The sequence below is a fragment of the Faecalibacterium hominis (ex Afrizal et al. 2022) genome (genome assembly GCF_049545105.1).
Classification (GTDB): Bacteria; Bacillota; Clostridia; order Oscillospirales; family Ruminococcaceae; genus Faecalibacterium; species Faecalibacterium duncaniae.
Window position 1 is genome coordinate 1,777,089 of the sequence record NZ_CP186860.1, and the last position, 23,730, is coordinate 1,800,818.

23 protein-coding genes are annotated in these 23,730 nt (G+C 61.8%); 17 read left to right on the plus strand and 6 right to left on the minus strand.

The features are described from left to right. Positions 1 to 49: 49 nt before the first annotated feature. The 4 genes from ACKXGA_RS08650 to ACKXGA_RS08665 are packed head-to-tail and all read left to right on the plus strand — an operon-like array spanning position 50 to position 3,568. Complete coding sequence (locus ACKXGA_RS08650; RefSeq protein WP_423729293.1) at positions 50 to 583, plus strand: hypothetical protein; 534 nt, start codon at positions 50 to 52, stop codon at positions 581 to 583. A 1-nt stretch (position 584) separates the two neighbouring features. Further along, on the plus strand, positions 585 to 1,514 hold the full coding sequence (locus ACKXGA_RS08655; protein ID WP_423729294.1) for a DMT family transporter: 930 nt from the start codon (positions 585 to 587) through the stop codon (positions 1,512 to 1,514). Further along, complete coding sequence (locus ACKXGA_RS08660) at positions 1,490 to 2,044, plus strand: M48 family metallopeptidase (RefSeq protein ID WP_097773212.1); 555 nt, start codon at positions 1,490 to 1,492, stop codon at positions 2,042 to 2,044. Before ACKXGA_RS08655 ends, ACKXGA_RS08660 begins: the two co-directional genes overlap by 25 nt. A 36-nt stretch (positions 2,045 to 2,080) precedes the next feature. Beyond that, positions 2,081 to 3,568 (plus strand): lipopolysaccharide biosynthesis protein, encoded by a 1,488-nt coding sequence (locus ACKXGA_RS08665; protein WP_423729295.1) that lies wholly within the window; start codon positions 2,081 to 2,083, stop codon positions 3,566 to 3,568. Between the two features lie 64 nt (positions 3,569 to 3,632). Here the strand turns inward: ACKXGA_RS08665 and ACKXGA_RS08670 are convergent, their stop codons facing one another. Both ACKXGA_RS08670 and ACKXGA_RS08675 read right to left on the minus strand, forming a co-directional pair. After that, entirely contained in the window at positions 3,633 to 6,062 is a 2,430-nt protein-coding gene (locus ACKXGA_RS08670; RefSeq protein WP_423729296.1) for a homocysteine S-methyltransferase family protein, read from the minus strand. Beyond that, a complete protein-coding gene (locus tag ACKXGA_RS08675; RefSeq protein ID WP_098924220.1) occupies positions 6,049 to 6,738 on the minus strand; it encodes a vitamin B12 dependent-methionine synthase activation domain-containing protein in 690 nt (229 codons plus the stop codon). The genes ACKXGA_RS08670 and ACKXGA_RS08675 overlap by 14 nt, the downstream gene beginning before the upstream one ends. A gap of 152 nt (positions 6,739 to 6,890) precedes the next feature. On the opposite strand from ACKXGA_RS08675, the gene ACKXGA_RS08680 reads away from it, so the two are divergent. The 3 genes from ACKXGA_RS08680 to ACKXGA_RS08690 all read left to right on the plus strand — a co-directional run bounded on the left by ACKXGA_RS08680 (position 6,891) and on the right by ACKXGA_RS08690 (position 9,215). Continuing rightward, the gene (locus ACKXGA_RS08680; protein ID WP_249259535.1) at positions 6,891 to 7,196 is read left to right on the plus strand and encodes a type II toxin-antitoxin system RelB/DinJ family antitoxin; all 306 of its coding nucleotides are present in this window, start codon (positions 6,891 to 6,893) and stop codon (positions 7,194 to 7,196) included. Beyond that, a complete protein-coding gene (locus ACKXGA_RS08685) occupies positions 7,193 to 7,513 on the plus strand; it encodes a type II toxin-antitoxin system RelE/ParE family toxin (RefSeq protein WP_215696971.1) in 321 nt (106 codons plus the stop codon). Before ACKXGA_RS08680 ends, ACKXGA_RS08685 begins: the two co-directional genes overlap by 4 nt. A 412-nt stretch (positions 7,514 to 7,925) precedes the next feature. After that, complete coding sequence (locus tag ACKXGA_RS08690; protein WP_423729297.1) at positions 7,926 to 9,215, plus strand: O-acetylhomoserine aminocarboxypropyltransferase/cysteine synthase family protein; 1,290 nt, start codon at positions 7,926 to 7,928, stop codon at positions 9,213 to 9,215. 119 nt (positions 9,216 to 9,334) lie between these two features. Here the strand turns inward: ACKXGA_RS08690 and ACKXGA_RS08695 are convergent, their stop codons facing one another. Both ACKXGA_RS08695 and ACKXGA_RS08700 read right to left on the minus strand, forming a co-directional pair. Then, entirely contained in the window at positions 9,335 to 10,261 is a 927-nt protein-coding gene (locus tag ACKXGA_RS08695) for an alpha/beta fold hydrolase (RefSeq protein ID WP_097771332.1), read from the minus strand. Between the two features lie 21 nt (positions 10,262 to 10,282). Continuing rightward, the gene (locus tag ACKXGA_RS08700; RefSeq protein WP_097771333.1) at positions 10,283 to 10,540 is read right to left on the minus strand and encodes an AbrB/MazE/SpoVT family DNA-binding domain-containing protein; all 258 of its coding nucleotides are present in this window, start codon (positions 10,538 to 10,540) and stop codon (positions 10,283 to 10,285) included. 302 nt (positions 10,541 to 10,842) lie between these two features. On the opposite strand from ACKXGA_RS08700, the gene gltX reads away from it, so the two are divergent. The 6 genes from gltX (at position 10,843) to ACKXGA_RS08730 (ending at position 16,469) form a co-directional block, all read left to right on the plus strand. Beyond that, complete coding sequence (gltX, locus tag ACKXGA_RS08705) at positions 10,843 to 12,312, plus strand: glutamate--tRNA ligase (RefSeq protein ID WP_097771334.1); 1,470 nt, start codon at positions 10,843 to 10,845, stop codon at positions 12,310 to 12,312. 43 nt (positions 12,313 to 12,355) lie between these two features. After that, entirely contained in the window at positions 12,356 to 12,628 is a 273-nt protein-coding gene (locus ACKXGA_RS08710) for a hypothetical protein (protein ID WP_097771335.1), read from the plus strand. After that, on the plus strand, positions 12,612 to 12,890 hold the full coding sequence (locus tag ACKXGA_RS08715) for a DUF4160 domain-containing protein (protein ID WP_097771336.1): 279 nt from the start codon (positions 12,612 to 12,614) through the stop codon (positions 12,888 to 12,890). The genes ACKXGA_RS08710 and ACKXGA_RS08715 overlap by 17 nt, the downstream gene beginning before the upstream one ends. 119 nt (positions 12,891 to 13,009) lie before the next feature. Next, positions 13,010 to 15,292 carry a SpoIIE family protein phosphatase gene (locus tag ACKXGA_RS08720; protein WP_423729298.1) on the plus strand — a complete coding sequence of 761 codons (2,283 nt, stop codon included), beginning with the start codon at positions 13,010 to 13,012 and terminating at the stop codon, positions 15,290 to 15,292. A gap of 55 nt (positions 15,293 to 15,347) precedes the next feature. Further along, positions 15,348 to 16,289, plus strand: a complete 942-nt coding sequence (locus tag ACKXGA_RS08725) for a pectinesterase family protein (protein WP_423729299.1) — start codon at positions 15,348 to 15,350, stop codon at positions 16,287 to 16,289. Between the two features lie 24 nt (positions 16,290 to 16,313). Further along, positions 16,314 to 16,469, plus strand: a complete 156-nt coding sequence (locus tag ACKXGA_RS08730; protein ID WP_166444380.1) for a hypothetical protein — start codon at positions 16,314 to 16,316, stop codon at positions 16,467 to 16,469. Positions 16,470 to 16,518: 49 nt separating this feature from the next. Here the strand turns inward: ACKXGA_RS08730 and ACKXGA_RS08735 are convergent, their stop codons facing one another. Together ACKXGA_RS08735 and ACKXGA_RS08740 are read right to left on the minus strand one after the other, a co-directional pair. After that, entirely contained in the window at positions 16,519 to 18,030 is a 1,512-nt protein-coding gene (locus ACKXGA_RS08735) for a sensor histidine kinase (RefSeq protein ID WP_005934608.1), read from the minus strand. Between the two features lie 18 nt (positions 18,031 to 18,048). Then, a complete protein-coding gene (locus ACKXGA_RS08740) occupies positions 18,049 to 18,735 on the minus strand; it encodes a response regulator transcription factor (protein ID WP_035394613.1) in 687 nt (228 codons plus the stop codon). 239 nt (positions 18,736 to 18,974) lie between these two features. Here ACKXGA_RS08740 and ACKXGA_RS08745 point away from each other — a divergent pair, with 239 nt between their 5' ends. From ACKXGA_RS08745 to ACKXGA_RS08760, 4 genes are all read left to right on the plus strand, one after another. After that, entirely contained in the window at positions 18,975 to 20,288 is a 1,314-nt protein-coding gene (locus ACKXGA_RS08745; protein WP_423729300.1) for an SMP-30/gluconolactonase/LRE family protein, read from the plus strand. A gap of 141 nt (positions 20,289 to 20,429) precedes the next feature. Beyond that, positions 20,430 to 20,990, plus strand: a complete 561-nt coding sequence (locus ACKXGA_RS08750; protein WP_423729301.1) for a TIGR01440 family protein — start codon at positions 20,430 to 20,432, stop codon at positions 20,988 to 20,990. Between the two features lie 6 nt (positions 20,991 to 20,996). Further along, the gene (locus ACKXGA_RS08755) at positions 20,997 to 21,716 is read left to right on the plus strand and encodes a YggS family pyridoxal phosphate-dependent enzyme (protein WP_098924207.1); all 720 of its coding nucleotides are present in this window, start codon (positions 20,997 to 20,999) and stop codon (positions 21,714 to 21,716) included. A 164-nt stretch (positions 21,717 to 21,880) separates the two neighbouring features. Beyond that, the gene (locus ACKXGA_RS08760; RefSeq protein ID WP_117533745.1) at positions 21,881 to 23,671 is read left to right on the plus strand and encodes an ABC transporter ATP-binding protein; all 1,791 of its coding nucleotides are present in this window, start codon (positions 21,881 to 21,883) and stop codon (positions 23,669 to 23,671) included. Positions 23,672 to 23,730: the final 59 nt, after the last annotated feature.

A 23,730-nucleotide genomic window follows, 5' to 3' on the forward strand; every position in this document is an offset into this window, starting at 1 on the left:
ATGCAAAAATATCGCATTTTTCACCTGCTGTTTTTGAGGATAGAAAAACATGAGTAAAACAAAACGAATCCTTGCCTTTGCGCTGGCAGCTGTGCTGGCCGTTGTCGTCCTGACCAGCTGCAAGAGCATTGCCCAAAAGGTGTTCGGATCTTCCAACGAGGTGCAGGAGGACGACACCACCCAGTGGGCCGTGCTCAGCTCTGACCCGCTGATGCTCGATGGCATTGCCGATACCACGGCCAAATACGCCACAGCCCGGGCCAACGGGGCGCTGAACATCGTGTTCAACGGCATCTGGAGCCGCAAGACCGAATACTTCACCGTGCCCAGCGGCCTGCTGAGCATTTACGGCTGCGGCACCACCGACGGCGGTGCCCAGAAGTTCAAGGTCTCCCTCTGGAAAAAGGTGGACGGCGGCGCGCAGTATGTGGACAACACCACCTTCTATTTCACCGCCGACGGCCAGAACTACCACTGCGACATCGGCAACCTTGACCCCAACGCAAGCTACCGCGTTACCATTTCCTACGATTCCAGCCGTTACTACCTCTACGGTTTGATGAAAGTGGAGGGCATCGGCTAAAATGAACACACAAACAAAACACTCTCTCATGCTGATGCTCTGCGCCTTTATCTGGGGCACGGCGTTCGTGGCCCAGAGCGCAGGCTCCGGCATGGGGGCTTATTCCTTTCTGGCCGGGCGCAGCTGGCTGGCGGTGCTGGTGCTGCTGCCCACCGTCCGCGCTTTCGATGCCCTCCACCGCAGGCACGGCGCAGCCTATGGCTGGCCCAAAGCCCCTGCCGACCGCAGACATCTGCTGACGGCGGGGCTTTGCTGCGGCACTTTGCTGTTTGCGGCCTCCGCTGCCCAGCAGATCGGCATCACGCTCAACCCTTCCACGGCCAAGGCTGGTTTCCTGACCGCCATGTATGTGGTGCTGGTGCCGGTGTTCGGGCTGTTTCTGGGGCGGCGGGGCAGTGCCCGGCTCTGGCTGAGCATGGTCATCGCCGTGGGCGGGCTCTATCTGCTCTGCATGAAAAACGGCTTTGGCGGCATTGAGGCCAGCGATTGGATCCTGCTTTCCTGCGCCGTGCTGTTCAGCTTTCAGATCATGACGGTGGACCACTTTGCCCCGCAGGTGGACGGTGTCCGCCTGAGCCTGCTGCAGTTCTTTGTGGTGGCCGTAGAGAGCACCGCTGCCGCCCTCCTGTTCGAGAATCCCACCCTGGCCGAGTTCGGGGTCAACTGGCTCCCGCTGGCCTACTGCGGCGTGATGTCCAGCGGCGTGGCCTACACCCTGCAGATTCTGGGCCAGCGGGACGTAAACCCCGCCATTGCAAGCCTCATCATGTGTCTGGAGAGCGTGTTCAGCGCGCTGGGCGGCTGGCTGCTGCTCCACCAGAGCCTTTCCATGCGGGAGGTCTTTGGCTGCACCCTCATCTTTGCAGCGGTGGTCCTGGCCCAGCTGCCCGTGGAGGACTGGCTGAAATGCCGCAGCGCAAGCCGGAAGTGACCCGGCGCACCGCCGCAGGCATTCCCTATGAGCTGACCCGCAAAAAGGTCAAACGGCTCAACCTGCACATCCGGCGGGACGGCACCGTGGCCGTGAGCATCCCGTGGTCCTACACGGTGGGCTTTGCCGATGCCTTTGTGACAGAGCAGGCCCAGTGGATCCGGGAGGCGGTCTCCCGCCAGCTGCGGCGGAACGCCCGGAATGACCAGCCCCTGCCCTCCCAGGCGGAGGCGCTGGCCTGTTTTACCGCCATGAGCGACAAGGTCTACCCGGCCTTTGCCGGGGTGCTGGGCGGGCAGAAGCCCACCATCAGGGTGCGGGACATGACCAGCAGGTGGGGCGTGTGCTACATGAAACGGCGGCAGATCACCTTTGCGCTGCAGCTCTACAATATGCCGCCCGCCGCACAGATCTATGTGGTGGTGCACGAGTACTGCCACTTCCTGCAGCCCAACCACAGCCCGGCTTTCTGGGCCGAGGTGGAAAAGCTGCTGCCGGACTGGAAAGAACGGCGGGCTTTATTGAAATAAACCTTGTGATAAAAATCAACAGGAGGGGTTCGACCCTTGGAAAGTGAAAAAAAGACCTCCGGCGGCGACAAATATTCAAAGCTGGCCGGAAACACCATTATCTTTGCCATTTCGAGCTTTTCGTCTAAGCTGCTGACCCTTTTGGTGCAGCCGTTCCTGACCTACGCCATGGCCGAGATCGCCGATCTGGGCCTGGCGAAGATCCTGAGCCAGTATGCAAACCTGCTCATCCCCTTTGTCTCGATGGGCATGTCCAACGCCATCATTCGCTTTGGCCTGGACAAGGGCAACAGCGAAAAGCAGGTGTTCACCAACGGCCTGCTGACCATTCTGGGGGGCTTCGGCATCCTGATCCTCTGCTGGCCTGTGGCGCAGTTCCTGCCCGATATGGCGCAGTACGGCTTTCTCATCTACATCTACGTCCTGATGAGCTGCCTGCGCACCCTCTGCACCCAGTTCGTGCGCAGCCGCCAGTGGAACAAGCTGGTGGCCGTGGACGGCATCCTGTGCACCTTTGCCACCCTGATGTTCTATGTGCTCTACCTTGTGGGCTTCCACTGGGGTGCCAACGGCTACCTGCTGGCCATCATCAGCGGTGACCTGGTCAGCGTGCTCTTCCTCTGCATCACCGGCAGGCTGTGGAACTATGTGGAGCTCAAGGGCCTGAACCGGGATCTCTGGCAGCAGATGCTCCGCTTTTCCCTGCCCATGATCCCGGCCCAGATCAGCTTCTGGGTCATCAACGCATCGGACCTGTTCTTCGTGCGCGAGATGTGCGGCGGGCTGGACGGCCACAGCGGCGACGCTTGGAGCGGCCTGCTTTCCACCGGCTACTTCCTGCCCACCATCCTGACTACGCTGGGCCTGATCTTTTACGATGCCTGGCAGCTCTCTGCCGTGACCGAGGAGGAGGGCCGCGCCCGGTTCTTTACCAAGATCTTCCGCACCTATTCCTCGGTGCTGTTCTGCTGTGCAGCGGGCATTATCTGGCTCTGCCGCCCGGTCATGCATGTGATGAAGGCCAACTACTACTACGCCTGGCACTTTGTGCCCTTCCTGACGCTGGCTTCCACCTGCAGCTGCTTCAACCAGTTCCTCAACAGCGCATACGTTGTCAACAAAAAGTCCACCCACAGCCTGTGGACCATGCTGGCCGGTGCCGTGAGCAACTGCATTATGAACTACTTCTTCATCAAGTGGTGGGGGCCCATCGGCGCAACGGTGGCTTCCTTCTTCGGTCTGGGCATCGTGTTCGTGCTGCGTGCGCTGGATGCCCACAACATGATCGGTATGTCCATCCACCCGGGCCGGGTGGCGGTGAACTTCGGTGTGCTGGCGGGCGAAGCCCTGCTCCTGCTGGCCGAGCCCCCGCTCTACGGCCTGTGGACAGGCCTCCTGACCGCCGCCATCATCCTGTTCAACTTTGCAGGTGTCTGGGCCATGGCCCGGATGCTCCTGCCCAAGCTCCTGGGCCGCCGGGGCAGGGCTCTGGTGAGTACAGTAGACAACTGGATCAAAAAGTAAGCAAAAAACGACCCTCTCCGGGAATTGCAATGCGGAGAGGGTCGTTTTCTCTTAATGTCCCAACTTATACGCCAAAGAACTCCTTGGCAATATCGGCACTCTGCTTGGCATCCTTGGCGTACCAGTCGGCACCGATCTTTTTTGCATATTCGGGGGTCAGCACAGCGCCGCCCACCATGATCTTACAGTCCAGTTTGGCATCGTGCAGGGCCCGGATGGTCTCCTCCATGCTCTTGAGGGTGGTGGTCATCAGGGCGGAAAGCCCCACCAGATGCACATCCTTCTCCCGGACGGTATTCACGACCGTTTCCACCGGCACGTCACGGCCCAGGTCGATGACCTCAAAGCCATAGTTTTCCAGGATGACCCGGACGATGTTCTTGCCGATGTCGTGGACATCGCCCTTGACGGTGGCAATGACGATGCGGCCCTTGCTGGCGCTGCCCTCGCCCTTTTGGGCAATGGCGGTCTTGATCTCCTCAAAGGCCCCCTGTGCGGCGGTGGCCGCCTGCAGCAGCTGCGGCAGGAAGAGGGTTCCCTTTTCATACTTTGCGCCCACGATATCCAGCGCCGGAATGAGGGCTTCGTCCACCAGCTCCAGCGGCTCCTTTTCCTCCAGCAGCGCCCGGGTGCGGACAGCTGCCTCGCCCTTCAAGCCCTTTTCCACCGCCTTCATCAAGGGGGCATAGGGGCCGGCGGCCTCCGGTGTTTCGCCTGCTGCCGGGGCGGTCTGGGCATTCTGCACAGCCTGCACCAGTGCGGCGGAGGCCGGCACCCGGTTGGCATACCGCTCAATGTACTTCGTGCTCTGCGGGTCCCGGTTGGTCAGAACGTTGTAAGCGTAGACCGCTGCCATCATCTCCTCGCTGGAGGGGTTCATAATGGCAAGGTCAAGCCCGGCATACATGGCCATGGTGAGGAAGGTGGTGTTCAGGTAGGAGCGGCAGGGCAGGCCAAAGCTGATGTTGGACACGCCCAGAATGGTGCGCACCCCCAGCTCCTCCTTGCAGGCGTGAAGGGCCTGCACCGTGGCAAGCACATCCTCCTGCTGGGCGCTGGCCGTCAGGGTCAGGCAGTCGATATAGATGTCCTCCTGCGGGATGCCTGCCGCCAGTGCTGCGTCCCGGATGCGGCGGGCAATGGCCACGCGGTCCTCGGCTTTGGGCAGGATGCCCCGCTCGTCAATGGCAAGGCCGACCACCGCCGCGCCGTACTTTTTGCACAGGGGCAGGATGGTGTTCAGCTTTTCCACCTCGCCGTTCACCGAGTTGACGATGGGCTTGCCGTTGTAGACCCGCAGGCCCCGTTCCAGCGCCTCTGCATGGGAGGAATCCAGCTGCAATGGCAGGCTGACCACGCTCTGCAGGGCCTTGACCACCTGTTCCATCAGGGCAGGCTCATCCACGCCGGGCGCACCCACGTTCACATCCAGGATCTGGGCCCCGGCCTCGGTCTGGCTCACGGCCTGTTCCAGCACATAGTTCATATCCCCTTCCCGCAGGGCCTGCTGGAACCGCTTTTTGCCGGTGGGATTGATGCGCTCACCCACCACCGTGATGCCGTCCACATCCACGCAGTCCATGGGGCTGCACACCACCGACTTCATGGGGTGGTCGGGGCGGCCCGGCCTGCAATCGGCAAACACGCCGTTCAGCAGCTGGATAAACTCCGGGGTGGTGCCGCAGCAGCCGCCTGCAGCAAACAGGCCCAGCTCCCGGTAGGGCTTCATCTGCATGGCGTAGAGCTGCGGGGTGATATCGTAGCCCGAGCCATCGGCGCGGGGCAGGCCTGCGTTGGGCTTGACGAACACCGGGAAGCTGCCGGGCAGGGCCTCGGTCAGCCGCTTTGCCATGGGGAAGATCTCCTTGGGGCCAAGAGAGCAGTTGATGCCCACGGCATCGGCCCCCAAACCCCGGGCGGTGGCGGCAAAGCTCTCGACCGTGCAGCCGGTAAAGGTGCGGCCGCCTGCTTCAAAGCTCATGCTGGCCAGCACGGGCAGGCTGCTGTTCTCCTTGACGGCCAGCAGGGCGGCCTTCAGCTCATACAGATCGGTAAAGGTCTCAAGGAACACGAGGTCAGCCCCGGCGGCCACGCCCGCCCGGACGATGCGGCCATACTCTGCCACGGCATCCTCAAACGCAAGGGTGCCGTTGGGTTCCAGCAGCTCCCCCAGGGGGCCAACATCCAGTGCAGCCAGTGCACCGTAAGGGGCACAGGCCCGCTTGCAGTTGGCAATGCCCGCCGCAATGATCTCCTCCAGCGTGTACTCGCTGCCCGCCAGCTTGTGGGCGGAAGCGCCAAAGGTATTGGCATTGATGATGCGGCTGCCTGCGGCAGCGTACCGGGCATGGATGCTCTCGATGAGCGCCGGGTCGGTGATGTTCAGCTCCTCGGGGCGGGCACCCAGTTTCAGGCCCGCAGCCTGCAGCATGGTGCCCATGCCGCCATCCAGCAGGATGGTATTGGGCCGGTCAAACAGTTCATTCGCTTGCACAGGTGATTCCCCTCTTTCTATATTCGCACCGGGTGCGGAGCACGCAGTGCCCGCACCCCGCCAGATGACCCCGGACCGGGTGATCGCTGACCCCCAGAATGGCCGTGATGCTCTTGCGGGGGGTCATCAGGTTGTTTTCCGTGACACAGAGCCCGGCGCGGCGGGCGGTGTCCAGCGCGGCCGCCAACAGCGGCTGCACGGCAAGGGGCCAGTCCCCGTAGCCCGGGGAATAGCGCCCCGTCAGATACTTGCCCTGCCGGGCAGCCCACTGGCGCAGCTCAGCCTCAGCGGCCTCCGCAGCCTGTTCGGCCAGCGCGGAGCCCAGCGCATCCGATGCCACACCGGCGGCGATATCGCCCACACCGGCCCGGCGGATCTGGGCATCCACACCGGGGCCAAGCGTTACGGCCAGCAGCAGGGCGGCGGTGCAGCCTTCCAGATGCTTTGCCACATCTTCCCCCGCCAGGATCCCCGCCGCTGTCAGGCTGTCGGGGTCGGCCTCCAGCCAGACCGCCCGGGGCGTGGCCGCCGCCAGCAGCGGCACGGCGCATTTTTCCAGCAGCGCCTGGGTGGCCGCGTCCGCGCCGCCCCGGGCCCCGAAGTACCGCGCCGCCTGTGCAAGGTCGATGCCCTCCGGCTTTTCCAGCCGCAGCGGCATACTTGGCCCAATGCTCATCTGCCCGCCCTCCTTTACAAGAATAAAGAATAGACTTAGTATACAGCATCCCCGTTTTCCCGTCAACGCAAAACACCGCATTTATTTTGGCTTGCAACCGATTGCATTTGCAAGCAATCTGCGTTATACTGTAAAAAAGGAGTGTGATCGTTATGGCTAACACCGCCGCCGTCTATGCCCGCATTGATACCAACCTGAAAGAAAGCGCCGAGGATATCCTTGCTCAACTGGGCATTACCCCATCCAGCGCCATCCAGATGCTTTACCGCCAGATCGTCCTGACCCGGGGGCTCCCGCTCGACCTGCATCTTCCCCCTGCCACCCCCACTGCTGTGGGTGGCATGAGCCGTACTGAGTTGGATACCGAGCTGCAAAAGGGAGTCGCCTCTCTGCAAAATAGCAAAAGTTTTTCTGCCGATGAAGTCGATGCCGCATTGTATCAGGAGTTTGGAATATGAGCAGCGCTTATACGGTCCGCTACGCACCGCAGGCGTTGGACGACCTGCGGGATCTCTACTCCTATGTCGCATTTTCGCTCAAAGAGCCAGCTACCGCCCAAAAACTGGTCAACCGCATCCGCAAGGCTGCTCGCTCACTGGATGCCCTGCCCGGGCGGTACCCTGTTGTGGACTGGGAACCGTGGCAGAGCATGGGGATGCACAGGTTTACCGTGGAGAATTTTCTGCTGTTCTACCTGATCGATCAAAGCACCCGTACCGTAACTCTCGTTCGTATTGTTTATGGTGGGCGGGATCTTCAAAACCTCGCAAAATAGACCCCTGCGGAAAATTTCCAACCTTTTTGCAATAAACCTATTGACAATCTGGGTAAATGGGGATATAATCCAGACAACAAATCCACAAACCTAGTGGGAAATTGAAATCAAGTTCCCCGGGGTCGTAGAGGATTGGGAAAATCGTTGAAAGGAGGGCACCAAAATGACGCTGATCTGGAAAAATCTGCTCCACGCGAACTTCCGTTGTGGGCGAATGTACACCACCCGGGCAGAATATGGGACCGAGCGCTGTGCATTGCCCTCTGCAGACCGAATGTGTGTGCGAATGTGATGGCAAAGCTGCCAAAGCGCTAAACCCGAATTTTGCCCGGTGCACTGAAATGGTGTCAGTGACCGGGATTTTTTATGCGTCAGAATTATACTTTAAGTACAGATAGAGAGGTTAATTACTATGTCTAACTATAAATTTGAGACCCTGCAGCTTCACGTTGGCCAGGAGCAGGCCGATCCCGCAACCGATTCCCGCGCCGTGCCCATCTACCAGACCACTTCCTATGTGTTCCGCAACAGCCAGCACGCCGCTGACCGTTTCGGTCTGGCCGATGCAGGCAACATCTACGGCCGCCTGACCAACTCCACGCAGGACGTGTTCGAGAAGCGCATCGCTGCTCTGGAGGGCGGCGTGGCTGCTCTGGCCACTGCTTCCGGCGCTGCCGCCATCACCTACACCATCGAGGCGCTGGCACAGGCCGGTGACCACATCGTGGCACAAAAGACCATCTACGGTGGCAGCTACAACCTGCTGGAGCACACCCTGACCCAGTTCGGCGTGACCACCACCTTTGTCAACGCTCACGATCTGGCCGAAGTGGAGAACGCCATCCAGCCCAACACCAAGGCCGTCTATCTGGAGACGCTGGGCAACCCCAACAGCGATATCCCCGACATTGATGCCATCGCCGCCATTGCCCACAAGCACGGCCTGCCGCTGGTCATCGACAACACCTTCGGCACCCCGTACCTGATCCGCCCCATCGAGCACGGCGCAGACATCGTGGTCCACTCCGCCACCAAGTTCATCGGCGGCCACGGCACCACCCTGGGCGGCATCATCGTGGACAGCGGCAAATTTGACTGGAAAGCCAGCGGCAAGTTCGGCAATATCGCCGATCCCAACCCCAGCTATCACGGTGTTTCCTTCGCCGATGCCGCAGGCCCTGCTGCCTTCGTTACCTACATCCGCGCCATCCTGCTGCGCGATACCGGTGCCACCATCTCCCCGTTCAATGCATTCCTGCTGCTGCAGGGCACCGAGACCCTGAGCCTGCGCATCGAGCGCCATGTGGAGAACACCAGGAAGGTGGTCGAATTCCTGGCAAACCATCCTCAGGTGGAAAAGGTCAACCACCCCTCTCTGCCCGATCACCCGGATCACGCCCTGTACGAGAAGTATTTTCCCAACGGCGGCGCATCCATCTTTACCTTCAACATCAAGGGCGGCCGCGAAGAAGCCTTCAAGTTCATTGACAACCTGAAGATCTTCTCCCTGCTGGCAAACGTTGCAGACGTAAAGAGCCTGGTCATCCACCCGGCCTCCACCACCCACAGCCAGCTGAACGAGCAGGAGCTGGCCGAGCAGCAGATCTATCAGAACACCATCCGCCTGTCCATCGGCACCGAGCACATTGATGACATCATCGCCGATCTGGAAGCAGGCTTCGCAGCCGTCCGCAGTGAGTAATCCCCCTGTCCCCCATGCTCTGACAAAAACTCTCCTCCCTTCTCCTTTTTGATCGTGTGTGCAAAGAACCGCCGCCCGAAATTTCCGGGCGGCGGTTCTGTTTTTGTGTGTTCGTGTTTTTACAGCCGGCGTTCCAGCCAGTCACCAATGTCAGCAAAGACCTCTTCGCGGTTCAGCTCCACCAGCAGCTCATGCCGGGCGCTGGGGTACAGCTTGACCTCGATGTTCTTCACACCGGCATCCAGCAGGCTCTTGACCGCCCGCTTCACGCCTGCGCCCTGTTCGCCCACCGGGTCGGCATCGCCTGCCAGGAACAGCAGGGGCAGATCCTTGGGCACCCGGGCCAGAAGAGCCGGGTCGTACAGCCGCAGGATGCCGCTGAACATGCTGTAATAGGCGTTCAGGGTAAAGATAAAGGTACAGCGCTCGTCGGCGCGGTAGCGGTCCACCTCCACCGGGTCACGGTTGAGCCAGTCGTGGGCCGTGCGGCCCTCCAGCCCCTTGTTGTACCCCAGAAACGAAAGTCTGGCCACCAGTTTGCTGCGGTAGTGCCAGCCATGGAACACGGCCAGCACCCGGCAGATGGTCCTGGCCAGCTGCACCAGCGCTTTGGGCTGGTAGCCGGTGCCCATGATGATGGCACCGTCCAGCTCATCGCCCCACTCACAGAGGTACTGCCGCGCGTAGAACGAGCCCATGCTGTGGCCCAGCAGGAAATAGGGCACGCCGGGATACAGCTGCTTTGTCAGGGTCGTCACGGCGTGCAAGTCCTCCAGCAGGGCGCGGTTGCCGTCGGGTTCGCCGAAGTAGCCGTAATCCTCTTTGGTGCGGATGGACCCGCCGTGGCCCAGGTGGTCGTTGCCGGTGACAAGGATGCCCCGGGCGGCCAGGTTCTCGGCCAGCGGCTTATAGCGGTCGATGAACTCCACCATCCCGTGGGAGAGCTGCAGCACCGCCCGCACCTCTCCCTCCGGCACACAGCGGAACGCGTGGAGCGTCCGCCCCGGCTGGCAGGACGGCAGGGTAAAGTCGATCATCTGGCTCATGGGCTGCCCTCCTTCTCCGCTTTATTTTTTCATGCTGCCGATCTTCTTGCGGCAGGAGGTGCAGATGCAGTAGCCTGCATACTGGATGGCGTTGTCGTCCACCTCGCCGCAGAAATCGCAGCTGCCGGTGGGGCGGTATTTTTTGAGGATGATCTCATCGCCCTCCACAAAGATCTCCAGCTTGGCATCGTTGTCCAGCTTCATGCTGGTGCGCAGCTCCTTGGGCAGGACGATACGGCCCAGGCCGTCAACGCCGCGGACGATTCCGGTACTCTTCATAGTTTTTTCTTCTCCTTTGTCATTTACACCTCAGACAGCCATTTCCCAATTTTCTCCCGGCCCTGATCTCTCCTTCAGAGCCTTCAAAGGAAAATTGTGCCATCTCTCCCACTCAGTATACAAAATTTCCAATCATTCGTCAATGATTGCGCGCGGTTTCGACAAAAAGATTTTTCTTTTGCTTCCAAACGCCCATTCTGCCAAATCTGCGGCCGATTCGTTGACAAAACAGCGCACAGCGATTAAACTAAAAGGTAGCGATCCGCAATTTTTTGCCTGTAAATATAAAGGAGCGTTTTTTTATGCCGAGCAATAAAGTCCGCACCCGTTTTGCCCCCTCGCCCACCGGCTACATGCACGTTGGCAACCTGCGCACCGCGCTGTACACCTACCTGATGGCCAAGCACGAGGACGGCACCTTCATCCTGCGCATTGAGGACACCGACCAGGGCCGTTACGTTGAGGGCGCTGTGGATGTCATCTACAACACCCTGCGGGAGACCGGCCTGCTGTGGGACGAGGGCCCGGACATCGGCGGCCCTGTGGGCCCCTACGTTCAGAGTGAGCGGATGGGCATGTTCAAGCAGTATGCCGAGCAGCTGGTGGCAGAGGGCAAGGCTTACTACTGCTTCTGCACCGAGGAGCGGCTGGAGGCACTGCACGCCGAGCAGCGCGCCAACGGTGAGATGACCCACTACGACGGCTGCTGCCGCGACCTGCCCGAGGAGGAGGTCAAGCAGCGTCTGGCCGCAGGTGTGCCCTATGTCATCCGCCAGAAGATCCCCAAGGAGGGCGTGACCGGCTTTGACGATGTGGTCTACGGCCACATCGAGGTCGAGAACAGCGAGATGGACGACCAGATCCTCATCAAGACCGACGGAATGCCCACCTACAACTTTGCCAACGTTGTGGACGACCACCTGATGGGCATCACCCATGTCATCCGCGGCAGCGAGTATCTGTCCTCCACCCCCAAGTACAACCTGCTGTATCAGGCCTTTGGCTGGGAGATCCCCACCTATATCCACTGCCCGCCCGTGATGAAGGACGCACAGAACAAGCTGTCCAAGCGCAACGGTGATGCCAGCTATCAGGATCTGGTGGCCAAGGGCTACCTGAGCGAGGCCGTGATGAACTACATCTGCCTGCTGGGCTGGAGCCCCAAGGGCGAATACGCCGAGCAGGAGATCTTCAGCCTGGAAGAGCTCATCAAGATCTGGAGCCCGGACGGCATCTCCAAGTCCCCCGCCATCTTCGACCCCCTCAAGCTACGGGCCATCAACGCGGAGTATATCCGCCGCCTGAGCCCTGAGGAGTTCCAGAAGAAGGCCGAGCCCTGGATCGATCAGGCCGTGCACACCCCCATCGACAAGAAGCTGCTCTGCGCCAACCTGCAGCCCCGCTGTGAGGTGCTGGGCGAGATCCCCGAGCAGCTGGACTTCTTTGACGCAATGCCCGACTACGATGTGAGCCTGTACACCAACAAGAAGCAGAAGACCACCCCGGAGACCGCCCGGGAGGCACTGGAAGCCCTGCTGCCTCTGCTGAGCGACGAGAGCCTGGACTTCTCTGACCGCGACACTGTATTCAACGCCTGCAAGGCCAAGGCCGAAGAGCTGGGCAAGAAGAACGGCTGGTTGCTCTACCCGCTGGGCATTGCCCTTTCCGGCAAGCAGCGCACCCCCGGCGGCGGCACCGACCTTGCCTGCATGATGGGCCGCGAGACGACCCTTGCCCGTGTCAAGGCTGCCATTGAAAAGCTGAACGGGTGATCTCCCTTCCCCTTTTCGCAATCATATCCACAGAGGTGTTTTTATGATGTACCCGTTTATGACACTGGACGACAACACCGAGATCGTGCATTCCGAGATGCAGCCAGACCACCGTGTAAAGGTCTACATCGAAAAGCCCGACGAGAAGGATTGTTTCCACTCTGCGGTCTGCTATCTGCCGGATTATACCTGGGAGGATGTCAGCGGCTTCACCCCTGCTGAGATCGACCGCTACCAGAAGTTCCTGGAATCCACTGCACATCTGATCCTGCAGTTTTCCCAGGAAGGAGGGGTGGAAAATGCCGCAGGTTTTTAAGATCGGCTCCTACTGGGTCTACTTCTGGGCCAACGAAAATGATCCGCTGGAACCCATTCATGTTCATGTTTCACAGGGTGCTCCCAGCAGCAACGCGACCAAGATCTGGATCACGCGGGCCGGGAAATGCTATCTGTGCCACAACAATTCCAACATTCCGCCCCGTGTTCTGCGAAACATCATGGCCATCATCGAAGCACGAAGCGATGAAGTGATTGCCAAATGGATGAATTTCTTTGGTGAAGTGCGCTATTTCTGCTGATTTGAGCCGCTTCCCCGCATGACCCCATAAAACGCCGCGCGCCCGCGCTACAGTATATGCAAAGGGCGCGGGAAACAGAACATTGCAAAAGATCCCCGCCGGAAAGCGGGGATTTTTTCATGCCGGAAACCACAAAACTGCACCCGAAGCAGCCTGTTGCCGCCGCGTTGGCCTCCCGGGCGGCGGTACGCCCGGCCCTGCGGCAGGGCGGGGCCTTTGCGCTGGGGCTTGCCGGGGGCTGGGCCGTTCTCTACGGGGCCCTGCTCCCCTTTGGGCTGGGGCTGACATTGGGCCTGCCTGCGGACTGCTTTGCCGCCTGCGCAGCCGGAGCTGCGCTGAGCATCCTGTTCCACGGGTTCGGGGCGTTTTCGCTGGACAGCCTCTGCCTGCTCTGCGCTGTGGGGGCGGCCGTGGCCGCCCGATGGCTCTGGCCCGGCAGGCTCCGCCCGGCATTTCTGGCCGGGTGCGGGACGCTGGTGCTGGGGGGTGCCTGCTTTGCGCTGGGGCCCGGCGGGGCAGGCTTCACGCTGGTGTTCTTCTGCGGGGCAGATGCCCTGCTGGCGAGCAGCTTCGGCTATGCGCTGCAGCGCTTCCCACCTGAAAAACCCGGTTTTGGCACCCTGCTGGCCGCTTCTGCCGTGGCGGCGGCGCTAGGCGGGCTGCGCTTCGGCCCCCTCTGCCTTGGGGTAGCGGCCTGCGCCATGGTGGATGCCGCCCTCTGCTGCCGCGGGCAGGAAAAGCCCGCGCTGGCCTTTGCTGCCTTCACCGGGGCCGCGCTCTGCGCCGCAGACCCTTCCCTTGCCCCGGCAGCGGTGGGGCTCTGCTGCGGCACAGCGGCAGCGGTCCTGCTGGCCCCCGGGCGGCGGGCTGAGACCCTTGCCGCCTGTGCGGGCGGGTGTGTGCTGGGGGTACTCTGTGTTCCCGCCCCCGGCACGGCCCTGCCCCTGCTCCTCAGCGCCGGGCTGGGCCTTGCGGCCCCCGCCTTTTTCCCAAAACACTGGCTGACACCGGTGCCGGAAGCCCCCGCGCCGCCCGAGGAGCCGCCCCGGCTTTCTGCCGCCGCCACCCGGCTGGAAGCAGTGGCCGAGAGCCTTTCCTCGCTGGCCGAGACGGTGAACGCTGTGTACGATGCGTTTCCCCGCCGGTGCGACACCTTCCGCTGGGTCATCGACAACACCCACGACAACCTGTGCTTCAACTGCGGGCGGCGGGAAACCTGCTGGAAGCAGGAATACACTGCCACGCTGGACGGGATGAACGCCCTGCGGCCCATTCTGGAACAGCAGGGACACCTGCAGGCCAGCGACCTGCCCGGCCAGCTGTCCAGATGCATCCACCCGGCGGCGCTCTGCGCGGCGGCAAACCGCTCCTTTGCGCTCTACCGGAGCCGGAAGGAGGCCCATGTCCACGCCGAAGCCATGCGCACCGCCCTGACCGAACAATACAGCGCCATGGCCGATGCCCTGAGCGTGCTCAGTGAGCAGCTGGGCCGCCCCGGAAACCCGGAGCCCTACAAATCCGGGCGGGTGGCCGCGTTTTTTGCCAGCCTGGGCACGCCGCCGCTGGAATGTGCTGTCACGCTGGACGACCTGGGCCGGGCACGGGCGGCGGTCACCCTGCCCCGCACCCGCTTCTCCTCCCCCGAACTGGCCGCACTGGCGCAGGAGACCGGGCGCATCTGCCGCCGGGACTTCGACCCGCCGCAGGTGCTCTCCTGCAAAGGGATGACCACCCTGCTCTTCTGCGAAAAGCCCGCCCTCCGGGCCGTGTTCGGAACTGCGGGCACAGCGGCAAAGGGCACTGTCTCCGGGGATGCGGTCCAGCAGTTCTGCAGCCCGGCCGCTGCCCAGATGATCCTGTGTGACGGTATGGGCACGGGCCGCCCGGCCGCCGTGGATGGCAGCCTTGCCGCCGAGCTCACAGCCCGCCTGCTGAAAGCCGGTTTCACCGCTGAGTTGGCGGCGCGGCTGGTCAATGTGGCGCTGGCCCTGAAAAGCGATGAGGAGAGCGGGGCCACCCTCGACCTGATCAGCGTGGACCTTTACACCGGCACGGCACGGATCTTCAAGGCCGGGGCCGCCCCGGGCTTTCTGGTGCACGGGGGCCGCGCCCGTCCGGTGGGCGATATCAGCCTGCCCATCGGCATTCTGGGCGGCGTGAACGGCCAGAGCCGGGTGGTGCATCTCGCCGCCGGAGACTATGCCGTACTGGTCTCGGACGGTCTGCTGGTGGACGGCCCCGGCTGGGTGGCCAAGCAGCTGGAACTCTCCGCCGCCGCAGGCGACCCGCCCGAGAAGGTGGCCCGGATTCTTGTGGAGACCGCCCGCGCCCGCGCTGAACAGACCGGCCGACCCGATGATATCACCGCCGCCGTGCTCCGGTTAGAGCCCTGCGGACATTGAAAATTTCACAAAAGGGGCATATAATAGCCTTATCTTTTACTAGGGAGGACTGCCCATGTTAAAACTCACCGTTTCCCAGGATGGCAGCAGCGATTTTGCCAGCATCTCGGAGGCCGTGCTGGCGGTGCCCTACGAGCTGGAAGCAGAGATCAGCATCGGCCCCGGCATCTACCGGGAAAAGCTGGTCTGTGAAAAACGGGCGCTCACCCTGCGGGGCGCGGGAGCTGATGCCACCACCCTGATCTTTGGGGACGGCGGCAAGCTGCCCCACCCGGATGGGCGGCCCACCCACACCTTCCGCAGCTACACCGCTTTTTTCAGCGGCGGCAGCGTAACGGTAGAGGATCTGACCATTGCCAACGATGCCGGTCCGGGCAGTGCCGTGGGGCAGGGCATTGCCGCCTATGTGGATGCCGAAAAGGCCGTGTTCCGCCGGGTAAGGCTGCTGGGCAACCAGGACACGCTCTTCTGTGCGCCCCTGCCCGAGGCTGAACGGGAGAAGGACGGTTTTCTGGGCCCCCGCAAGTTTGCGCCCCGCCGCCCCTCGGCGCAGTATTACCAGAGCTGCGAGATCTCGGGGGACATCGATTTCATCTTTGGCGGGGCCGATGCCCTGTTTGAGCAGTGCATCCTGCGCACAGTAGACAACCACCTTCCCCACAGCTACATCACCGCCCCTTCGGGCAGTGCCAACGGGCTGGGCTTCGTGTTCTGGGACTGCGATTTCGTCTCCGACTGCCCCGCCGGAACGGTCTATCTGGGCAGGCCCTGGCGGCCCACCGGAAAGACTGCCGTGCTGGACTGCCGCCTTGGAGCCCACATTGCACCGGAGGGCTTTTCCGGCTGGAATGACCGCACGGACACCTGCCTTGCCCGCTTTGCTGAGGCCGGAAGCAGCGGCCCGGGGGCACGCCAGCGCCCGGACTGGGTCGCAGCGCCCTCTGCCGCCGATGCCGCTGCCCTGCTGACCCAGGCGCGGAAGCTCTGCCGCCCCTGAGATCAAAAACAAAGGAATGTGAATATGAAGAAACTCCCCAACGCCGTAAAATGGCTCATTATCGTGGTGGTGCTGGCCCTGATGGGCTGGATGCTGGTCAAGGTGAACGACCGCGCCTCCCGCGTGAAGATGCCGGAACCGGACAACAGTCTGGGCATTTACCGGAAAGCAGATGCTTAAAAAGAGCGACCCTCTCCGTCATTGTTTCGGAATGACGAAGAGGGTCGTTTTACTTTGTATCCGTTGCAATGAACCAGAAAGTCGTGCCTTTGCCCAGCGTGCTCTGCACGCCGAAGCGGAAGCCGTGCTGCTGGAAGATGGCCTTGGTGATGGAAAGCCCCAGGCCGGTGCCCTGCTTGCCCGCATCGGAACGGGAGCGGTAATACCGGTCAAAGATATAGGGCAGATCCTCGGCACAGATGCCGGGGCCGTGGTCCTCGATCTCCACCCGGACTCCCTCGGGTACCTTAGAGGCCCGCAGGAGGAAGATGCCGTCCCCGCCGATGTGGTGCATGGCGTTGCCCAGCAGGTTGTGGAGGGCGCGCTGCATCATGTTGGGGTCGGCATAGACAGGCAGCTCTTCCTCCGGCAGTTCCAGCTTGAGCTGCCAGCCATTTTGGGCACAGACCGCGTCATAGCGCTCACTGACCTCATCGCAGAGCTGGCCCATATCAAAGTGGACCTTCTCGCACTTTTCCGCGCCGCTGGTCACCTTGCTCAGCTCCATGACGCTGGAGACCAGCGCCGTCAGCCGGTCGGCCTCATCCACGATGATGTTCATCTGCTCGTCCCGGTGGGCCTTGTCGTCGCCGGTGATGTCCCGCACCGTCTCCGCATAGCCCTTGATGAGGGTCAGCGGGGTGCGCAGGTCGTGGGAGACATTTGCCAGCAGGTCGCGCTGCATCTGAGCCGCGTGCTGGACTTCCTTGGCCATGTGGTTGAACTCCTGCGCCAGGTCGCCCAGCTCGTCCCGGCGGTTGGTCTCCACCTGAACGGCGTAGTCGCCCTGTGCCACCTGCCGGGCCGCCCCCGAAAGCTGGCGCAGGGGCTTGGTGAACCACTCGCTGAACAGCCACGCCGCGCTCATGGAAAAGGCAAAGATCAGCGCCGCCGCCAGCGGCAGCACCGTGCTCATCACCTCGCCGGCCTCCGAGACATGCATCAGGCTGGTGGTCACCAGCACGGTGTAGCTGCCGTCGGAGGTCGTTCTGCCCACCATCAGCTCCACCGTGCCCGAGGGCGTGGGCGGGTTGATCTTCCGCACGCAGCTGCCGGTCTCGCGGCAGAGCTGGCGCATGGCGCGGGCGGTGCTGTAAGAGGGCAGCTCGCTGTTTTCATCGGTGGGCCGGGTGCGGTGCAGGTTGCAATAAGAGAGGTTCTCCACCTTGAAGATCTGCCGCAGCGTGACATCGGAGATATCCACGCAGAAGCTGCTCATGCCGCCGTTTTCGTAGATCTCGCTGCTGAGCTGGTTGAAAAACTGGCTGTTGACATAGAGCTGACTGCCGAACCCCCAATAAGAGAGGGTCTGGCCGTCGGCAATGGCATCGTCCAGTTTCTGCACGATGGCATCCGCCTGTTCGGTCAGCTGCTTCTGGATATGGGTGGTGTACAGGGGCTCCAGCAGCTGGGTGCACAAAAACCAGAACAGCACCAGCAGCAGCAGACAGATGAAGCAGAGGAACCACATCAGTTGCCCGCGGATGCCCACGGTACGCCGCTTTTTTTCGGGTTGCCGCATCAACCGCAAACCTCCTGTTTAACGCGCTGCATCCGGGTCGAACTTATAGCCGATGCCCCACACGGTGGCAATATAGCCCCGGCATTTGCCCAGATGGCCCCGCAGCATCTTGACATGGGTATCCACGGTGCGGTCCTCGCCGAAATAGTCGTAGTTCCACACCTTCTGCAGGATCTTCTCCCGGCTCAGGGCAATGCCCTTGTTGGAGGCCAGGAACACCAGCAGGTCAAACTCCTTGGGGGTCAGGCTCACATCCTCGCCCGCCACCCGCACGGTGTGGCTGGCCGTGTCGATGGTCAGTTCGCCGAAGGTCATGGTGCCGTCCGATGCCTCGGAGCGGGGCATGGTGCGGTTGAGCACCGCCTTGACACGGGCCACCAGCTCCCGCGGGGAGAAGGGCTTGACCACATAGTCATCCGCGCCGCCTTCCAGACCGGCCAGCTTATCATACTCCTCGCCGCGCGCGGTCAGGATGATCACCGGCGTGTTGATGTGGCGGGCGCGCATCTCGCGCAGGCAGGTCATGCCGTCCATAAAGGGCATCATCACATCCAGAATCACCAGATCAAAACCGCCGCCGCTCAGCAGCGAAAGGGCGGCAGAGCCGTCGCCCGCTTCCTCGCAGACATAGCCTGCATATTGTAAATGCTCCCGGATCAGTTCCCGGATGCGTGGTTCATCATCAACGATCAGTATCTTTGCCATCTGAGGTTTCCTCCTCGTTATCAAAATAGCTCCAGTTTCTAGGGGTATCATAATATAATTATTGGAAAATTTTGTGAAGTTTAAGTGAATGGTTTGGAAAACCGCCGCCCCATTTCTTTTAGTATACCACAAAAGCCCCGCAAGAAACAGCAGGAGCCTGCCGCCCGCTTGCTTCTCTGCTATAAAGTGTGCTATACTGATTTGATAAAAACAACCATCAGAACAAAGGAAATCTGCCTATGCGCATCGGATTCGTTGAACTGCTTCTCATCCTGCTCATTGCGTCACTGACCATCGGGCCCAGTGCAGCCCTGTGGGTAGACCGCTGGCTTCGCCGCGCCAACCGGGCCAGCGCCGCCGCTGCCCGCCGCCGGGCCGTGCAGGAGGCCCAGCGTGCCGCCGAGCGGGAGGAAGTGCTCCAGAGGTTCCAGAAATTGAGCATCGTGTTTACGCTGGCCGCGGTTGCTGCGCTGGTCTGGGCGCTGGTGCTCCGGCCCATTGAGGCCCCGCCCAAAACCTACACCGCCCCGGATCACCGGCAGGCCTCCGGCGCGGCACAGGCAGCGCTTTCCACCGACCGCAGGGAGATCTGGGATCTGGGCGGGTATCAGGGCGTGGACTGCATCCGCACCCGGGATGGCCTTGTCTATGCAGCGGCATGGAACGGCTCCTCCCTGAAGAAACGCACCAGCGATCTGGTGCGCACCGACGGCGGCAACGCTGCGGTCATCCTGAACGTAGAGGGCGAGCTGACCGGCTTTGCGTTTGATGCTGCGGGAGACCTGTGGCTCACAGTTCTCACCCCTGCCGGGGGCACCCTTTGCCGCGCCCGGCACGACAGCTGGGGCGCTTCGGTGGAGCAGGTGGTCACGCAGATCGACGGGGCCCCGCTGGGGGCCCTTTCTGCCGTGGAGGTCGGTGCGGACGGCAAGGTCTACTTTGCCGTGGTCGGGCAGGAGAGCGCGGAACAGGGGCTGGAAAGCGCCCTGCGCACCGAGCTGCTGGCCCACACCGGAACAGGTGCGGTATACGTTTATGATCCCGCTGCCCGCACCGTAGAGCAGGTGGTGGGCGGCATTGCCGGAGCGTCCGGCCTTGCGCTGGACGAGCGCACCCAGACCCTCTACATCGCCGACCTCGGCAGCCGCTGCATCTGGAGCGCTGCGGCCTCTGCCCGCAGCCTGACTGCAGGGGGCAAGGGTTGTCAGAGCAGCTTCAGCGGGCTGCCGGGCTATCCCGGCGCGTTGGCGCTGGATGAGGACAGCACCCTCTACATCAGCTACCGCTGGGCCAGCTCCAGCTGGCTGGAACGCCATGCAGGCAGCACCTTCCTGCGCGGTGTGGCTCTGCGGCTGAGCGAATCGATGCAGGAGAACCTGTTCTCCCTGCCCGCCGACGGCATCCGCGCCGAGGCCGTTTCCACCGCCAGCGGAAGCTGGCTGTGGAGCTTTTCCGGCAAGCCTCAGGGCAGCAGCTCTGCCCTCTGCCCGGTGGAGAACCGGGTGTATTTTGGCATCGCGGGAGAAAAAGCGCTTTATTCTGCACGGGTCTGAACCGCTCCGTCACGCTTCGCATGCCAGCTTCCCTGCCATGGGAGCCCTGGGCATCCCGGAAAAATTGTTGCAAACGCTTGGGCCCAATCGAATACAGAACATCGGGTCATCGCGGCAACCGATCGATACGAGGTAATTGATATGACAGACGCATTCAAACAGCAGATCCAGGCGGAAGCCCGGCAGGCAGTGGAAGAGCTGCTGGAACAGGCAAAGCTGAAAAAAGGCGACGTGTTCGTGGTGGGCTGCTCGTCCAGCGAGATCGTGGGCGGGCACATCGGCAAGGACAGCAGTCTGGAGGCAGCGCAGGCCGTGTATGCAGGCATTGCGCCGGTGCTGGCTCAGCGCGGCATCTGGCTGGCGGCACAGTGCTGCGAGCACCTGAACCGGGCCATTATCATTGAGCGGGAAGCCGCCGAACAATACGGTTGGGAGGAAGTGTGTGTCGTGCCCCGGCCCCATGCGGGCGGCAGCTGGGCCACCACCTGCTGGAAGCAGTTCAAAGACCCCATTGCTGTGGAGGAGATCCGCGCCCACGCCGGTATCGACATCGGCGGCACCCTGATCGGGATGCACCTGCGCCGGGTGGCCGTGCCGGTGCGGCTGAGCCTGAACCAGATCGGTGAAGCAAACATTCTCTGCGCCCGCACCCGTCCGAAGCTCATCGGCGGAGAGCGCGCAAAATATACCGAGGAGGACTGATGCCTTATGGCAGAAAAAACACCGGAAGAGATGCGGGAGGCCGTGCTGGCCATCCGTGAAAAGATGGCCGCCGCTGCCCGGGAGGCGGGCCGTGACCCTGCCGAGGTCCAGCTGTGCGCCGCCTGCAAGACCCGCACCGCTGAAACTGTGGCCGCAAGTGCCGCCCTGCCCATTGACGTGTTTGGCGAAAACCATGTGCAGGAGCTCTGCGCAAACTTTGACGCAGGCGCTTACTGCGGCAAGCCCAGCCATTTCATCGGGCACCTGCAGACCAACAAGATCAAAAAAGTCCTGGGCCGGGCCAGCCTGATCCAGAGCGTGGGCAGTGAACACCTTCTGACCGCCATCGAGAAGGAAGCCGCCAAGGCGGGCATCGTGCAGAACGTCCTGCTGGAGGTAAACATCGGCGGGGAGGAGAGCAAGAGCGGCGTTTCGCCGGAAGCGCTCTGGCCCCTGCTGGATGCCGCTGCCGCACAGGAGCACATCCGGGTCAAGGGCCTGATGGCCATTCCCCCGGTCAATGATGACGATGCACAGAACCGCCGGTATCTCGCCGCCGTCCATGACCTGTTCGTAAAGGCCGGGGAGCGCGGCTATTCCAACGTGGAGATGCAGACCCTCTCCATGGGCATGAGCGGCGATTATGAGAACGCCATCCGCGAAGGCGCAACGCTGGTGCGTATCGGCACTGCGATCTACGGCGAACGGGATTACAGGAAAAGATAAAATTGCTCGCCCTCTCAGTCTCGCTTCGCTCGCCAGCTCTCCCAAAGGGAGAGCCCTTGGCATAAAGATGAAGCTTGCAAATCCTGCCAAAGCCTCCCACTTTGGGGGAGGTGGCATTGCGTCAGCAATGACGGAGAGGGTGAGCCCGTTAAAAAGGAGGAACCATGGCAAAGCAAAACATCAAAGACCCCGGTGCACACCACAACAGCAGCGGCGCGCTCATCCGCCGCTTTTTACCCTATCTGGCAAAGCACAAGGCAGTGCTCTTTCTCGACCTGTTCTGCGCTGCGCTGACCACCCTGTGTGACATCTTCCTGCCCAAGATCATGAGCACCATCACCAACTCGGCCATGGGCGTGGGCATCACCCTGACCACCGGCATCGTGCTCAAGCTGGCGGGCATCTACTTTGTGCTCCGCATCATCGACGGTGCGGCCCAGTATTTCATGTCCGGCATCGGCCACATCATGGGCGTGCACATTGAGACCGACATGCGCCGGGATGCCTTCGACCACCTGCTGCTGCTCGACCACACCTATTACAATAACACCAAGGTCGGCACCATCATGGGCCGCATCACCAACGATCTGTTCGATGTGACCGAGTTTGCCCACCACTGCCCCGAGGAATTTTTCATCGCCTTTATCAAGATCCTGGCCTCCTTCATCATCCTGTGCCAGGCCAGCATCCCGCTGACGTTGGCGGTGTTCGCCTGCGTGCCCCTGATGGGCGTAGTGTCCGTTTACCTGAACGGTCGTCTGCGTGCCCGGTTCCGGCAGCAGCGCATCCAGATCGGTGAGCTGAACGCCACCATCGAGGACAGCCTGCTGGGTCAGGGCGTGGTAAAAGCCTTTGCCGCCGAGGAGCAGGAGCGTGCCAAGTTCGAGCAGGGCAACAAAGACTTTGAGCACATCAAGACGCTGGGCTACTACGCCATGGCTGCCTTCAACACCTCCACCCGCCTGTTCGACGGCCTGATGTATCTGGTGGTCATTCTGGCGGGCGGCCTGTCGCTGGTCAACGGCAAGATCACCGCCGGTGACCTGGTGGCCTACATGCTCTATGTCACCACCCTCATCGCCACCATCCGCCGCATCGTCGAGTTTGCCGAGCAGTTCCAGCGCGGCATGACCGGCATCGAGCGCTTTGCCGAGATCATGGACACCCCCGTGCCCATCCACGATGCTCCAGATGCAAAACCCCTGCAGCCCGGCCCCGGTGCCATCCGCTTTGACGATGTCAGCTTTGAGTACCCGGACGACCACAACAAGGTGCTCCACCATGTCAGTCTGGACATCAAGGCAGGCGAGCGGCTGGCTCTGGTCGGCCCCTCCGGCGGCGGTAAGACCACCCTGTGCAACCTCATCCCCCGCTTCTACGATGTGACCAGCGGCCACATCTACATCGACGGACAGGACATCCAGCAGGTCACCCTCAAGAGCCTGCGCGAGGACATCGGCATCGTCCAGCAGGACGTGTACCTGTTCAGCGGCTCTGTGGCGGATAACATCGCCTACGGTAAGCCCGATGCCACCCGGGAGGAGATCATCGAAGCCGCCCGTCTGGCCGGTGCAGAGCGCTTTATCATGGCCCTGAAGGACGGCTTCGACACCTATGTCGGCGAGCGCGGTGTCAAGCTCTCGGGCGGCCAGAAGCAGCGCATCGCCATTGCCCGTGTCTTCCTGAAGAACCCGCCCATCCTGATCCTGGACGAGGCCACCAGCGCACTGGACAACGAGAGCGAGATCCTTGTGGGGCAGAGCCTGGAAAAGCTGGCCCATGGCCGCACCACCCTGACCATTGCCCACCGGCTGACCACCATCAAGAACTACGACCGTATTCTGGTGCTTGGCTCCGAGGGCATTGTGGAATCCGGCACCCACGACCAGCTGCTGGAGCAGAAGGGTGTTTACTACCGCCTGTGGAACCAGCTGCCCGGCGAGGACACGCTGTAACCCAAAAATTCAGAGATGATAAAAGCGGAACCGCTGTACTTTTCAACGGTTCCGCTTTT